Source organism: Pseudomonas sp. Seg1 (assembly GCF_018326005.1).
Taxonomy (GTDB): Bacteria; Pseudomonadota; Gammaproteobacteria; order Pseudomonadales; family Pseudomonadaceae; genus Aquipseudomonas.
This window is the reverse complement of sequence record NZ_AP021903.1, coordinates 4,435,196-4,448,893: the sequence shown is the minus strand read 5'-3', so window position 1 is coordinate 4,448,893 and position 13,698 is coordinate 4,435,196. Positions and strand designations below refer to the sequence as shown.

Genomic DNA, 13,698 nt, shown 5'->3' with positions numbered 1-13,698 from the left:
AATCCACTCTTGTACAACCTGCATGATCCCGATCAGGGCTTTTCGCCTTTGAGACGGCGCAGGCTGATGTCCGCCAGACAGGTCTCCAGCTCGCCCAGATGATCGATCACCGAGTGCACGCCAAGCCCGAACAACTGCACCGTCGCCTTGCCGCGCAGTTGCTCGCGTTCCTTCTGGCTCAAGGCCTGCCACTCGCCCGGTGCCAGGCCGCAGAGCGAACCGCAGGACGCAAGGCCAATGGTCCATAACCCGGCATTCAGCCCCGATTGCAGCAGACGTGGTTCGCCGCTGACCAGGACGCAACCGTCCAGGCTGCCGACGTTCAAGTCCATCAGCGCCTGCCAGCACGCGTTGGGAGCGGGCCACGGATTGATTGTTGCCGAATGTTGCGCAGGCTTGATCCACGCCGGCAGAGTCGCCGACAGCGGCAGTGCAAGGGCAGGGGGCAACTCATCGATCCAGGCGCAGGGAATCTGCTGGCGCTGCAAGTTGTGCAGGCTCTCAAGTGCGCCCGGTGTGGCTTCGGCCTGTTCGGGCAGGGAAATGGTCTGTTGCCGGGCGCGAGCACCGAAATCCACCAGGCATCCGCTGAGACCGAACAATACGGCGGTCAGGCCGGGTGCAGCGAGAGGCAAGGTTTCGGCATGTGACATGGCAGCGTCCCTGAAATAACCATAAGGCTAGGGCGCGCCGGTGACAGTTGGATGACAGGCGTGTGAACAGGGCGCTGGAAACGTCCTACAAGTAGCTTCATTCCCAGACTGCCCAAAAGACCTTTTGCGCTTATACTAGCGGCCTTACGCCCGGGCGAAGCTGCTCGCGCCAGTACAAATCCAAGGAGTTTTTCTATGCGCTGGAGCCCTTCGCTCGCTCAGCTTTGTGTATATGCCGGCTTGTTGCTGGCGCCGTTCGCCACTCAAGCGGCAACGGAAGAAGACCCTTGGGAGAGCGTCAACCGTCCGATCTTCGAGTTCAACGACTTCGTCGACACCTACGCGCTGAAGCCGCTGGCGCAAGGCTACGAGTTTGTGACGCCGCAATTTCTCGAAGATGGCATCCACAACATGTTCCGCAACGTCGGTGATGTCACCAACCTGGCGAACAACATCCTGCAGGCCAAACCGGCTGCGGCTGGCGTCGACACCGCACGCCTTATCTTCAACACCACGTTCGGTCTGCTCGGCTTCTTCGATGTCGGCACCAAAATGGGCCTCAATCGCAGCGATGAAGACTTCGGCCAGACCCTCGGCTACTGGGGCGTCGGCAGTGGTCCATACGTGATGCTGCCGCTGATGGGCCCAAGCACCCTGCGTGATGCGCCGTCGAAATACGTCGACAGCTACACCGGTCCTTACCGCTACATCAACGACGTGCCGGTGCGTAACTCGGTGTTCGGCTTGAACATCGTCGACACCCGCGCCAGCCTGCTGTCGAGCGAGAAGTTGATCAGCGGCGACAAATACACCTTCATCCGCAACGCCTACTTGCAGAACCGCGAGTTCAAGGTGAAGGATGGTCAGGTCGAAGACGATTTTTGATTTCGACCGATAGAATGAAGAAGGCGACCTCCGGGTCGCCTTTTTTGTGTGCGCTTATGTCATCTGCAGAATGGTCAGGCCGAGGCGCTGAGTCTTGTCATCCTGCGCCTTGACCCAGACGACTTCGGTCTCGGCCTCAAGGCCGCTGAGTGCCGCATGCTCGGAGTCGATGCGTACACTCAAGCGGTCGCCAACCGCGAACTGACGCGGCGCCTCGACCTGCATGCCACTGCTCGAGAGGTCGATGCACACCGCTGAAACCTCATCACCTGCATGAATCAACACGACATCGGCATCGACCCGCATGCGGATGAAATCGCGCTTTTCGCTGTAGTCCCGACCGGTTTGACTCATGGTTTCGTCCTTCCATTGGGTTACGGTTTGAGCTGTTCTTATAACTCTCGGTGATTTGACAAGTAAAGTCGTCAAGCGACCATCGGCGCATGCTTGAAACGCCCCGCGGATGGGAGTACCGTCTGCGCCTTAGAAGGGCACCTCTGGTGCAACCGTGTACGGAGCTAACGCTCGAAAGCGGTGCAGCAGAGAGGCTAGAAAGCGAATCCAGTAGTCAGTGCAGGGCCTGTCGCCCCGCCAACTACGCCAACCTAATTCTGGCGCCGTTTGCCCACATGCCAAAAACCAGTGCCACGCTGCTGATAATCGATGATGACGAAGTAGTGCGCGCGAGCCTCGCGGCCTATTTGGAAGACAGTGGTTTCAGCGTCCTGCAGGCCAGCAACGGCCAACAGGGTCTTCAGGTATTCGAGCAAGACAAGCCCGACTTGGTCATCTGCGATCTGCGCATGCCGCAGATGGGCGGTCTCGAACTCATCCGTCAGGTCACCGAGCTGTCGCCGCAAACTCCGGTGATTGTGGTTTCGGGTGCCGGCGTGATGAACGACGCGGTCGAGGCCCTGCGCCTGGGCGCGGCGGATTACCTGATCAAGCCTCTCGAAGATCTGGCTGTGCTCGAGCACTCCGTGCGCCGGGCCCTGGATCGTGCGCGCCTGCTGCTGGAAAACCAGCGCTATCGCGAGAAGCTGGAAAAGGCCAACCGCGAGCTCGAAGCCAGCCTGAACCTGCTCCAGGAAGACCAGAACGCCGGTCGCCAGGTGCAGATGAACATGCTGCCGGAAAGCCCGTGGAGCATCGACGAGTTCAAGTTTGCCCACCAGATCATCCCGTCGTTGTACCTGTCGGGTGATTTTGTCGACTATTTCCGTGTCGACGAGCGCCGGGTTGCGTTCTACCTGGCGGATGTATCCGGTCATGGTGCCTCATCAGCCTTTGTCACCGTGCTGCTGAAGTTCATGACCACGCGCTTGCTGTTCGAGTCCAAGCGCAACGGCACCTTGCCGGAATTCAAGCCTTCGGAAGTCCTTGGTCATATCAACCGGGGGCTGATCAGTTGTAAGCTGGGCAAACACGTCACAATGGTCGGTGGAGTCATCGACGAGGAGACCGGTTTGTTGACCTATAGCATCGGCGGCCATCTGCCTTTGCCCGTGTTGTACACACCTGACAGTGTTCGTTATCTGGAAGGACGTGGTCTGCCGGTGGGGCTTTTCAATGAAGCCACTTACGAAGATCACGTGCTTGAGCTGCCGCCGACGTTCAGCCTGACGCTGATGTCTGATGGCATTCTGGATCTATTGCCAGAACCTACGCTCAAAGAAAAAGAAGCGGCTTTGCCCCAGCGGGTGAAGTCAGCGGGCGGCAGCCTGGATGGTCTGCGGCAAGTGTTTGGATTGGCCACGCTAGGGGAGATGCCGGATGATATCGCCCTGTTGGTGTTGAGCAGGAATCTTTAATGAGTACCGGTAGAATCCAGTTCGCCGAGCAGGATGGCACCTTCGTCCTGAAGTTCGTCGGTGAAGTTCGCCTGACCCTGTGTTCGGCGTTGGATGCGACTATTGAGAAAATCTTCACCGCGCTGAATTTCAACGCGATCGTGATCGATTTGACCGAAACCCGCAGCATCGACAGCACCACGCTGGGTCTGTTGGCCAAGCTGTCGATCCTGTCGCGGCAGAAGGTCGGCCTGCTGCCGACCGTCGTTACCACCCACGATGACATCACCCGTCTCCTGCAATCGATGGGCTTCGAGCAGGTGTTCAACATCGTCAACCATCCCGTGCCGTGCCCGGAATGCCTGGACGATCTGCCTGATCAGGATCAGTCGGAAGAAGTGGTGCGGATCAAGGTGCTGGAAGCGCACAAGATCCTCATGGGGCTGAATGATTCCAACCGTGAAGCCTTCCATGATCTGGTGAATGCCCTCGAAAGACACTGATCTGTTGAGAGAGAAGGTGTTTGAGCCGGCCTCATCGCTGGCAAGCCAGCTCCCACAGTGATTGAGTGACCCCGGAGTCTCTGTTCCACACATGACCCTGTGGGAGCGGGCTTGCCCGCGAAGGCGTCAGTTCAGACAATGCATCTTCCGGCACTGCATAAAAAAGGGCGAACCCAACCGGGTTCGCCCTTTTTGCATTCCTGCGACTCAGATCACAGCTTGGCCTGCAACAGCGCCTCAAGCTTCTCCTGGTCACGGGCAAACTGACGAATGCCTTCGGCCAGTTTCTCGGTGGCCATCGCGTCTTCGTTGGACAACCAGCGGAACTGCGCTTCGTTCAAGCTCAGGCGCGCTTCACCGGCATGACCCGGGGCCAGTTTGCGCTCCAGCTTGCCAGTGTCCGCTGCCAGCTTGTCGATCAGGTCCGGGCTGATGGTCAGGCGATCGCAGCCGGCCAGTTGCTCGATCTGGTTCAGGTTACGGAAGCTCGCGCCCATGACCACGGTCTTGTAGTCATTGGCCTTGTAGTAGTTGTAGATGCGCGTTACCGACTGCACGCCCGGATCATCGGCGCCGGTGTAGTCGTTGCCGTTGGCCTTCTTGTACCAGTCGTAGATACGGCCCACGAACGGCGAGATCAGGAATACGCCGGCATCGGCACAGGCTGCCGCTTGCGCGAAGGAGAACAGCAGGGTCAGGTTGGTCTGGATGCCTTCCTTCTCCAGCACTTCGGCAGCGCGAATGCCTTCCCAGGTCGAGGCGATCTTGATCAGTACGCGGTCGCGGCCAATGCCGGCCTTGTCATACAGCTCGATCAAGCGATGCGCACGCTTGAGCACGGCGTCTTTGTCGAACGACAGGCGCGCATCCACCTCGGTGGAAATCCGGCCCGGGATCACTTTGAGAATTTCCTGACCCACGGCGACGCCGAAACGGTCGCTGGCCAGGCCGACATCGCCCTTGCAGTCGCTGACGCAGGCGTTCAGCAGCTCGGCGTAACCAGAAATGGCCGCGGCTTTAAGTAGCAGGGAAGGGTTGGTGGTGGCGTCGACCGGTTTCACCCGGGCGATCGCTTCGAAGTCGCCAGTGTCGGCAACCACGGTGGTCATTTGTTTCAGTTGTTCCAGCTTGGAAGTCATGTGTGTGCTCTGTCCTGTGGGTTTGACGACATTACCCGAGCGCTGACAGCCACTCAAGGGCGCGTGTGTGTATCGATAGCCCTCGCGGCAACAACCTGAAAACGATTGTTTGAATGGTGGGGGCGCGGTATCGATGAATACGATGCCAAAACGGCTCACAGGTTCAAAGCAACTGACCTGCGTACAGGTCAGTCGCACGCGGACTACTGGGCATTCAATTGAGTTGCGGCGGCTATTTTCGCGGGCTTCGGTTGGCCGTCAGAGGTCAGCAGGCCGAAGTTCTTTTCGCGCTCGTTACTCCCCGAGTCGCTGTTTCGCCATTCATAGAGGGATGTCAGCGGGATACCGAGCTTTTTCACATCGGCGATGAAGGCGCCGACTTTGCTGGCTTGGCCGTCGTTGCCGCCATTGGAACTGAGCGCCGATATGCCCCATTCACTGATGACCCCCGGCAGATGGAAGTTTTGCTGAATAAACGCCTGCGCGTTGCTGATCTGCGTGGCTGTCATGCCGTAAGGGTGATAGGAAATCGCGCTCAGGCATTTGGGGTATTCGCTGACGATGCGGTTGAGTGCCACGGTTGAAGCAGAGCCGGCAGTCGGTGGCCGGGCGAAACCGTAGCCGACCAGCGGCGTCGATTGCGCTGAGCCCTGCAGCGACTTGCACACAGCGCTCATGAACGGCACGAACGTCGTGTCGAAATGACGCGTCGGCCAATAGGTCTCAAGATCCGGCTCATTCCAGATCTCAATCGCCACCAGTTGTGTGCTGTAGGACTTTTCCAGACCCGACAGCGCATTGGCAAACGATTCGCCGGCGGTTGCCAGATCGGTGGCTGAGGTGGCGGGCAAAGGCTTGATGGCGCGCACGGTCAGCAACACCGGCAGGCCCGCAGATTTAGCCGCGGCGAAGGCATCGCTGACCTGTTTTTGATAAGCCTTGGCAGTCAGGCTGTCGCTCCACACGCCGAAGCGCACAAAACTGAATCCGGCGTCTTTTATGTGCGCGGCGTCCTCGGCGGAGAAGTTCTGGATCTTCACCTGGACACCGATGGTCTTGGCGGGGAGGTTGGGGAAGAGCTCACTGGCGTGAACTTGAGTAAGGGCACTGAGTGCCAGCAACGCAGGGGCGAGCCGTTTGAGATGGGCTGGTTTCATGTCTGTTCTCCCGATGGGAATGACAACGGCGAATAGTTATCTCGTTACATTAATTACGAAACTAATAATGGCACTAAGTGCATGAATGTTATTTTTTGTCAGGAAGTGATTGGCTGAAAATCACAGTTATTTTTAGTCCGTTAATTCCGATTGGGGTGCTTTTGGGGGTGTGGTACTTAATACGCTGCTACTAACAGGGTCAATCTATTTCCGAGTGCAGGAAGATCTTGCGGGTTCATTAAAAAACCGCTCTGGATGTTGGCAGTTTGATATTACACAGGAAAGAAAACCTTGTTCAAAAACATCCTTGTCGTCTGCGTTGGAAATATATGCCGAAGTCCGACAGCAGAACTTCTGTTGCGCAAAGCGCTGGCGTCGGCAGACATCTCGGTGACCTCCGCAGGCCTCTCGGCGCGTGTCGGTGAAGGCGTGGAGGCATCGGCCCGGCAGGTTCTGCAAGACCACGGGCATAACCCCGAAGGCTTCAAGGCGCGGCAACTGACGCCGGATATCGTCAATGAATCAGATCTGATTCTGGTCATGGAAAAACAGCACGTTAATCAAGTATTGAAGATTGCCTCTCACGCGCGGGGCAAAGTGTTTTTGCTCGGCAAATGGCAGAGCGAGCGAGAAATACAAGATCCCTATCGTCAAGGCAAGGCCGCTTTTATTCATGCCCATGCATTGATTGAAGATGCTGTCAGCTCATGGGCACAACGTCTCGCACGTTGATGAATATTCTTCAGATCAGTGAATGGTAAGAACAGACTTATGCAGTTACCGTCAGTAATCGCCAACCGTGATAACGATCAAGACAGTATTGATCTGCTCGGCATATTCGGCAGTTTGATCGACCAGAAATGGTTGATCGGTGCGTTTACCGGTGCCTTCATGGCTGCCGGTGTTGCCTATGCCGTTTTGGCCACGCCGGTATACCTGGCAAACGCGCTGGTTCAGGTCGAACCGAAAAAGAACGACATGCTCGGTTTTTCCGATCTCAACAGCATGCTCGGTGGGCAATCGCCGTCCGTGACCGAAATCGGCATCATCAAGTCCCGCGCAGTGATCGGCAAAACCGTCGATGACTTGCGTCTGGACATCGACGTCACCCCAAACACCTTCCCGCTGATCGGCGGTTTTCTCGCCCGTCGTTATCGTGGCGAAACCGAGTTCAGCGTGGCGCCGCCACGTTTCGGCCTGAACAGCTACGCGTGGGGCGGCGAGAGGCTGGAGATCACCCGGCTCGACCTGCCGAAAGAACTGCTCGGCAAGAAACTCACGCTGATCGCCGGCGAGCAGCATCACTTCCAGTTGTTCGATGAAAACGACAACGTGCTGGTTGACGGCGTCACCGGTGAAGCCTTCGCGCAAGACGGCGTAGAAGGGCTGATCACGCAGCTGTCGGCCAACTCGGGCACTCGCTTTGAAGTGGTGCGCAATCCACGGATCGTGACCATCCAGGGCTACCAGGATGCGCTGGATATTTCCGAGCAAGGCAAGGAGTCTGGGATTATTCGCCTGGCACTGGCCAGTTCCGACGCTGCCGAGGCGGTGAAGATTCTCAACAAGATTGCTGCGCTGTACGTGGAACAAAACGTGCGCCGCACCTCGGCGGAAGCCGCGCAGAGTCTGGCCTTCCTGCAAAGCCAGTTACCGCAGGTCAAACGTGATCTGGCCAAGGCCAGCGATGCGCTCAATGCCTACCAGACTCACGGCAAAACCGTGAACATCTCGCTGGAAACCCAGTCGGTGCTCGGTCAGTCCGTGGCGCTCGAAACGCGGATTTCCGAACTGAAAATGCAGCAAGCGGAGATGGACCGCAAATTCACCCGACAACATCCGGCCTATCGCGCATTGATGAGCCAGATCGGCGAATTGACCCAGCAACAGAAGTCGCTGGAAGGCAAAGTCCAGGACCTGCCGGCCACGCAGCAAGAGCTGCTCAACCTGACCCGCGACGTCGAAGTCGCCTCGCAGATCTACACACAACTGCTGAACAAATCCCAGGAGCTGGACATCATCCGCGCCGGTGCCGTCGGCAACGTGCGCCTGGTCGATACGGCGGATGTCGACCTGACCAGTCCGGTCAAACCGAAAAAAGCCCTGATTGTGCTGATTGCGACCCTTTTCGGCGGGTTCCTCGGTGTGGCTCTGGTGTTGTTGCGTAAATCCCTGAGTCGCGGTCTGGAAGGTCCGGAAGCCATCGAGCAACTCGGTTTGCCGGTGTACGCCTCGATCCCTTACAGCGCACTGCAACAGGAAGAGGACGGCAAAAAAGGTCGCGCCCGCGATGGCGTCGACAAACCGGCGTACCTGTTGGCATTGCGCAACCCGACGGATCTGTCCATCGAATCGATCCGCAGCCTGCGCACTTGCCTGCACTTCGCCGCCCTGGACTCGACCAACAACCGCATCATGATTTCCGGGCCGAGCCCGCAGGTCGGCAAGACGTTCGTGTCTTCCAACCTGGCTGCGGTCATGGCGCAAAGCGGTCAGCGCGTGGTGCTGATCGATGCCGATATGCGCAAAGGGCATTTGCACAAAACTCTGAATGTACCGATCGCCAATGGTCTGTCAGACCTGTTGGTCAAGCGCTGCACCATTGAGCAGGCGATCAATAAAGTCGAAGGCGCCGACCTGCATTTCATCAGTCGTGGTCAGGTGCCGCCCAATCCTTCCGAGCTGCTGATGCACGCCAACTTCCGCGAACTGCTGGCAGAACTCAGCGAGCTGTACGACGTGGTGATCATCGATACGCCGCCTCTGCTGGCAGTGACCGATGCAGCGATTGTCGGCCGTGAAGCCGGCATCAGCCTGATCGTCACGCGCTTCGGGGTGAACCCGGCCAAAGAGATCGAACTGACCATTCGCCGCTTCGCGCAGAACGGCATCGAGTTGAAAGGCGCGGTGTTCAACGGCGTCGAGAAGCGCGCAGCCAGTTATTACGGCAATGGCGGCTACGGCTATTACAACTACGAATACGCCTCCGACAAGTCCTGAGTCAGCGATCGTTCTTACATGTTTGAAGTGGGTGAGTTGTGAAAAAAATACTGCACGTGGCTGAAACGATCAAAGGTGGCGTCGCGACGGTGATCCGCACGATTTCGACGTCACCCGAAGACGACGCTGCCAGCTATGAGCTGGTCTATCTGGTCCCGCAGGATCAGGAAAAAGAGCTGCACGGCATTCCGGCGCAGCAGATCCGCACCTTCGCTCGAACCGGGCGCAATGTGCCGTCGCTGCTACGTTTCGCCTGGCGTCTGATCCAGGTGATGCTCAAGGAAAAGCCTGATGTGGTGCATTTGCACAGCACCTTTTCCGGGGTGATCGGCCGTTGCGTGTGCGTGCTGTTGCGACCGTGGCGCAAGCCGAAAATCGTCTACTGCCCGCATGCCTTTTCGTTCCTGATGGAAAGCTCGCCGACCAAGCAGAAAGCTTATGCGTGGATCGAGCGGGTCTTGCAGAAAGTCACCGACGTGATCATTTGCGTCAGCCAGTACGAGCTCGACAAAGCCGCGAAGTTTGGCATCGAGCGCAAGCGCATGAAGCTGATCTACAACGGCATTCATCGCAAGGAAGACGCGCCGAAAACCAACACCCCCGAGCCGATTCATCTGCTGTTTGTCGGCCGTCTCGACTACCAGAAAGGCTTCGATGTGCTGCTCAAGGCCTACGCCAAAGTGCAGCGCAACGACCTGAAGCTGACGGTGGTCGGCAGTGCGGTCAACGAGGATGCGGTCGAGTGCCCGCCAATGGCTGGCGTCGAATATTTGCCATGGGTGGCGCCGACCGAAGTGCACGCGCTGTATCAAAAAGCCGATGCGCTGATTGTGCCGAGTCGCTGGGAAGGCTTTGCGATGGTGCCGCTGGAAGGCATGGCGATGGGCTTGCCGGTGATCGCCAGTAACTGCACTTCGCTGCCGGAACTGGTCACCCATGAAGTGTCCGGCTACGTCTTCCCCTCCGGCGATCATCAGGCCCTGGCCGATGTGCTGACGAACATCCAGAAGCCGCGTTTGCTCGACCTTGGCAACGAAGGTCGCAGCATCGTCCGCGAGCGCTTCAGCGCTGCCTTGATGATCCGCCAGACCTACGACTTGTATTGCGCTCCCACTTATTAAGTAGAACTCAGCTTATGAACGTAACGATTTTGCATGGCTACAGTGCGTCCAACTCCGGTGACGGTCTGCTGGTCGATCTGGCGATTGCGCTGGTGCAGCGCAACTTTGGTGAAGATACGTCGATCAGCGTCGTGGCTTCCGATCCCGAGTCCTTCAACTATCTGCCGCACCCGCGTTTTGACGCGCCGGTGATGGCCGCCAAGGGTTTGGGCCGGGTCAAGCAAGCGGTGTTTCTCAATCAGTCCTACGCCGGGCTCGCTGATCTTTTGAAGAAAACCGACTTGATCGTCGGCGTTGGCGGCGGCTACATGCGTTCGAAAAGTGCCTTCGAACACATCAAACTCAAGCTGGGCCACGCCAAACAACTGGAAACCGCGATCCTCAGCAAAGTGCCGTCGGTGTACCTGCCGCAAAGCATCGGCCCGTTCCATGGCGAGAGCAGCAAGATCGTCGAGCACTACGCCAGCGCCGACGCGGTGTTCGTGCGCGACAACCGCTCCTCGGCGATCTTCGATGCTTGCGAAAACGTCTATCGCGCGCCGGATCTCGCAGTGCAGTCGCTGGCCGGCAAGATTCTTCAGCAACCCAAGTTCACCCGTTGCGCGGCATCGCCGGCCACGGTCTGCGTGGTGCTGCGCAAGCCGCCGGAGTGGAGCAAGGAAAAGAAGCTCGCCTACGTCGCCAATCTGAAGTTGCTGCTGCAGCGTTTGAAGAACAAAAGCAAAGTGGTCTGCGCGGTGCAAAGCGCGGTGCGCGGTAACGATGACGGCGCGTTCTATCGCGAACTGGGCATTACTGAAGACTTGCTGTCGTTGAAGGCGACCATCGCCAAATACCAACCGGACCTGGTGATTTCCGTGCGTCTGCACGGCGCCATCGAGTCGCTGCTCTCCGGCGTGCCGGCGTATCACATCAGCTACGAGCGCAAAGGTTTTGGCGCCTATCAGGACATGGGTGTCGAGGACTGGGTGATCAATGGCGGCGATATCAATGTCGACACCATCATCGACACGGTCTACGCGCCGAATGCACTGTCGAACTTCGGCAAGCGCCTGACCGACACCTGTCGCGAGATCGAGGCGAAAACTGTGGCCATGGACGAGATCATCAAAGGGATCGTTCGATGATATTTCGGCTATTGCTTCGCGGCGGAGCCTTGGGCGCGAAGTTTTTGCTGGTGTTGGCGATCACTCATTACCTCGGTTATGAGGCCTTGGGTTTCTATGGCGTGGTGGTCGCGGCGTCGTTGATCGCCTCGAAGTTTTACAGTGTCGGTTTCAGTTCGGAGATCAATCGGCTGATCAGCGTCGGTGGCAGTTCGCGCCGGGTGGTCGACAAGGTTCTGCTGCTGTATCTGGCGGTGGGGCTGGTGCTTTCGGTGGTGACGGTACTGATTTACTCGCTGTTGCAGACCGTTGAGGCGACTGCCGCATTGATCCTCTGCGTGACGCTGGTTTTGCTCAGCGAGCACCTGTCGTTCGAGATCAACTCGTTCGTGTTCTCCGCGCAGAAAGCCACGGCGGGCGCCCTGTTGTTCTTCATCAAGACCGGCCTGTGGGCGTTGTTGGCCGTCGGCGGGATGATGCTCGGTTGGGTGTCGGAAATCGCCAGTGTGTTGTGGTTGTGGGTGGTCGCCAACGTGCTGGTGATCATCGCCGGTTACTGGATCGTGGTGAACGTTCATCACGGCCGGAAAGCAGGGTCACTGGCCACGGCCACCGTGTGGAAGGCCGGGCTGCCGTTCTACTTCGGCACCGGGCTGATCGCGCTGAGTCAGTACGCCGAACGCTTTCTGATCGCCGACCTCGAACCCTACGCCAGGCTCGGTCAATACGTGTACGCGTGGTCGGCGGCCAACACGTTGCAGGCGCTGTCGTACGCGGTGGTGGCGGTGGTGGGCATTCCAGTACTCGCCAAGCGTTTCCAGGCTGATCAACAGGCGTTCACGGTCAGGCAACTGTTCGTGAACAAGTGGGTCATGCGCTCGCTGGTGGTCTCGGCTGCGGTGGCGGTGGCGATTTATCTGTTCTTCAACGTGGTGCTCGATTACGTCGCCACCAGCGTGCCGCGCCCGGACAACGCGATCCTCGGCGTGCTGATTTTCTCCTTCGCCCTGCGCGCGATTGGCGACATCGTCTGGGGTGGTTTGATCGCCTCGAAAAACAGTCGGGTATCTCTCGCCAGCGCGGCGATCTGCCTGCTGGTTTCAGTGCCGGTCAGCTACGTGCTGATCAAACACTATTCGATCTATGGCGCCGCCTGGGGCAACGTCTTCGCGATCATCGTGCAGTTGGCTGTCATAGCCGTGTTGACTCGCGTGACCGCTGCGAAAAAGGCTGCTGTGTCATGGGCCTGAAGCTGCCGTGCATCGAGTTTCGCGGCAAGAAACTCGATTCGTACGTCTCGTTCCTGATCCTCTTCACCGGGCTGTTTCTGTCGGTGGCGATGCCGCTGCTGATCCCCCGCGATCCGGGCCCGGATGCGATGACGTTGTGGTCGTCCTATGCGCGTGCCGACAACTGCAATTTCTGGAACCCGTTCTCGCCGGATCGTTCTTCTTACGAGTGTTCGGCGTTCCTGCTGCGACCCACCGGGATCAATCTGACCAACGCCTGGGCCTACGGGATGTTCTGCAACTTTTTCCTCACGGCAATTCCGGTGGTGGTCTTTCGGCGTATGCCGTTGGCGATCTTCGGCACCTTGTGTCTGTGGGGCATCGTGCGCTCGTTCTTCCTGGAAAACCTGACCAAGGAAATCATTGTATCGGTGGCGGTGCTGAGCATTTTGCTCAGCTCGTTGACACGCAAATATCGCGGCGGCTTCTTCCTCTCGGCGGTGATCTACGGCGTGCTGATCCGGCCCTACTGGATTCTGTTTTCGCTGTCGTGGGTTGGCGTCTGCGTGATGAAGAAGTACGTGTCGCGCACCACGTTCTTTTTGATGCTGTTCCTGTTCTACCTGGCGGTGGCCATGTCGATCCAGGTGGCGCTGGGTTTTCCGGTGTCGTCGATTCGCGCCAGCAACAACGAGTTGCGCACGGCGGGCGAGGAGGGTTCCAAATCGCTGATCGTGTCGTGGCTCAGCGGCAGTGACTTCGTCTCGCAGGCGCTGGACTCGATGATCATCTTCTTTCGGCTGTCGTTCCCCGTGGAACTGATTCTGCTCTCCGGGCCGGGTCAGGTGATCTTCGTCGCGTTGATGATCATGACCGCGCTGCTGCTGTTCAAAGTCATCACCTCGACCGACTACAAGGGCGCGCCGATCCAGACCAAACCCAAGGAACTGATCGCGATTCCGCTGGCGTTCTTGCTGGTGCAAGGCTTGTTCGAGCCGGACTTCGGCTCCTTCGCCCGACACTTTTCCATGGTCGTGCCGGTGCTGTTTGTCGGTTTGGGTTTGATGCTGCGGGCGAACAAACCGGTGCAGGTTGAATCAAGAATTCTGAATTGA

13 protein-coding genes are annotated in these 13,698 nt (G+C 58.1%); 9 read left to right on the top strand and 4 right to left on the bottom strand.

Annotated features, from left to right (window positions below; genetic code table 11):
• Positions 1 to 32: 32 nt before the first annotated feature.
• Positions 33 to 653, bottom strand: a complete 621-nt coding sequence (gene pcrP / locus KI231_RS19940; protein WP_103305086.1) for an HAD superfamily inactivated hydrolase PcrP — start codon at positions 651 to 653, stop codon at positions 33 to 35.
• Positions 654 to 848: 195 nt separating this feature from the next.
• Between pcrP and KI231_RS19935 the strand changes: the two genes are divergently transcribed.
• Positions 849 to 1,538, top strand: coding sequence for an MlaA family lipoprotein (locus KI231_RS19935; RefSeq protein WP_103305087.1), 690 nt, complete (start codon positions 849 to 851; stop codon positions 1,536 to 1,538).
• A gap of 54 nt (positions 1,539 to 1,592) precedes the next feature.
• Here the strand turns inward: KI231_RS19935 and KI231_RS19930 are convergent, their stop codons facing one another.
• Positions 1,593 to 1,892 carry a PilZ domain-containing protein gene (locus KI231_RS19930; RefSeq protein ID WP_213026124.1) on the bottom strand — a complete coding sequence of 100 codons (300 nt, stop codon included), beginning with the start codon at positions 1,890 to 1,892 and terminating at the stop codon, positions 1,593 to 1,595.
• A 275-nt stretch (positions 1,893 to 2,167) separates the two neighbouring features.
• On the opposite strand from KI231_RS19930, the gene rssB reads away from it, so the two are divergent.
• Positions 2,168 to 3,349, top strand: a complete 1,182-nt coding sequence (rssB, locus tag KI231_RS19925; protein ID WP_047302218.1) for a two-component system response regulator RssB — start codon at positions 2,168 to 2,170, stop codon at positions 3,347 to 3,349.
• Positions 3,349 to 3,831 (top strand): anti-sigma factor antagonist RssC, encoded by a 483-nt coding sequence (rssC, locus tag KI231_RS19920; RefSeq protein ID WP_042560140.1) that lies wholly within the window; start codon positions 3,349 to 3,351, stop codon positions 3,829 to 3,831. Before rssB ends, rssC begins: the two co-directional genes overlap by 1 nt.
• 212 nt (positions 3,832 to 4,043) lie before the next feature.
• Here rssC and tal read toward each other — a convergent pair whose 3' ends face one another.
• On the bottom strand, positions 4,044 to 4,970 hold the full coding sequence (tal, locus tag KI231_RS19915; RefSeq protein ID WP_213026123.1) for a transaldolase: 927 nt from the start codon (positions 4,968 to 4,970) through the stop codon (positions 4,044 to 4,046).
• Positions 4,971 to 5,173: 203 nt separating this feature from the next.
• Positions 5,174 to 6,127, bottom strand: a complete 954-nt coding sequence (locus KI231_RS19910) for a cellulase family glycosylhydrolase (RefSeq protein ID WP_213026122.1) — start codon at positions 6,125 to 6,127, stop codon at positions 5,174 to 5,176.
• 291 nt (positions 6,128 to 6,418) lie between these two features.
• Here KI231_RS19910 and KI231_RS19905 point away from each other — a divergent pair, with 291 nt between their 5' ends.
• From KI231_RS19905 to KI231_RS19880, 6 genes are read left to right on the top strand one after another with little or no spacing between them, the layout of a single operon-like run.
• Entirely contained in the window at positions 6,419 to 6,859 is a 441-nt protein-coding gene (locus KI231_RS19905) for a low molecular weight protein-tyrosine-phosphatase (protein ID WP_213026121.1), read from the top strand.
• A gap of 39 nt (positions 6,860 to 6,898) precedes the next feature.
• Positions 6,899 to 9,127, top strand: coding sequence for a polysaccharide biosynthesis tyrosine autokinase (locus KI231_RS19900; protein ID WP_213026120.1), 2,229 nt, complete (start codon positions 6,899 to 6,901; stop codon positions 9,125 to 9,127).
• A gap of 38 nt (positions 9,128 to 9,165) precedes the next feature.
• Positions 9,166 to 10,248 carry a glycosyltransferase gene (locus tag KI231_RS19895; protein WP_213026119.1) on the top strand — a complete coding sequence of 361 codons (1,083 nt, stop codon included), beginning with the start codon at positions 9,166 to 9,168 and terminating at the stop codon, positions 10,246 to 10,248.
• 14 nt (positions 10,249 to 10,262) lie between these two features.
• Positions 10,263 to 11,375 carry a polysaccharide pyruvyl transferase family protein gene (locus tag KI231_RS19890; protein WP_213026118.1) on the top strand — a complete coding sequence of 371 codons (1,113 nt, stop codon included), beginning with the start codon at positions 10,263 to 10,265 and terminating at the stop codon, positions 11,373 to 11,375.
• On the top strand, positions 11,372 to 12,604 hold the full coding sequence (locus KI231_RS19885) for an oligosaccharide flippase family protein (protein ID WP_213026117.1): 1,233 nt from the start codon (positions 11,372 to 11,374) through the stop codon (positions 12,602 to 12,604). Before KI231_RS19890 ends, KI231_RS19885 begins: the two co-directional genes overlap by 4 nt.
• Positions 12,595 to 13,698, top strand: coding sequence for a hypothetical protein (locus KI231_RS19880; RefSeq protein ID WP_103305096.1), 1,104 nt, complete (start codon positions 12,595 to 12,597; stop codon positions 13,696 to 13,698). The genes KI231_RS19885 and KI231_RS19880 overlap by 10 nt, the downstream gene beginning before the upstream one ends.

Coding starts and splice junctions, on each gene's coding strand:
- KI231_RS19900 (WP_213026120.1), top strand. CDS start 6,899: ATGCAGTTACCGTCAGTAATCGCCAACCGTGATAACGATCAAGACAGT.
- rssB (WP_047302218.1), top strand. CDS start 2,168: ATGCCAAAAACCAGTGCCACGCTGCTGATAATCGATGATGACGAAGTA.
- KI231_RS19880 (WP_103305096.1), top strand. CDS start 12,595: ATGGGCCTGAAGCTGCCGTGCATCGAGTTTCGCGGCAAGAAACTCGAT.
- KI231_RS19930 (WP_213026124.1), bottom strand. CDS start 1,892: ATGAGTCAAACCGGTCGGGACTACAGCGAAAAGCGCGATTTCATCCGC.
- KI231_RS19885 (WP_213026117.1), top strand. CDS start 11,372: ATGATATTTCGGCTATTGCTTCGCGGCGGAGCCTTGGGCGCGAAGTTT.
- KI231_RS19935 (WP_103305087.1), top strand. CDS start 849: ATGCGCTGGAGCCCTTCGCTCGCTCAGCTTTGTGTATATGCCGGCTTG.
- rssC (WP_042560140.1), top strand. CDS start 3,349: ATGAGTACCGGTAGAATCCAGTTCGCCGAGCAGGATGGCACCTTCGTC.
- pcrP (WP_103305086.1), bottom strand. CDS start 653: ATGTCACATGCCGAAACCTTGCCTCTCGCTGCACCCGGCCTGACCGCC.
- tal (WP_213026123.1), bottom strand. CDS start 4,970: ATGACTTCCAAGCTGGAACAACTGAAACAAATGACCACCGTGGTTGCC.
- KI231_RS19890 (WP_213026118.1), top strand. CDS start 10,263: ATGAACGTAACGATTTTGCATGGCTACAGTGCGTCCAACTCCGGTGAC.
- KI231_RS19910 (WP_213026122.1), bottom strand. CDS start 6,127: ATGAAACCAGCCCATCTCAAACGGCTCGCCCCTGCGTTGCTGGCACTC.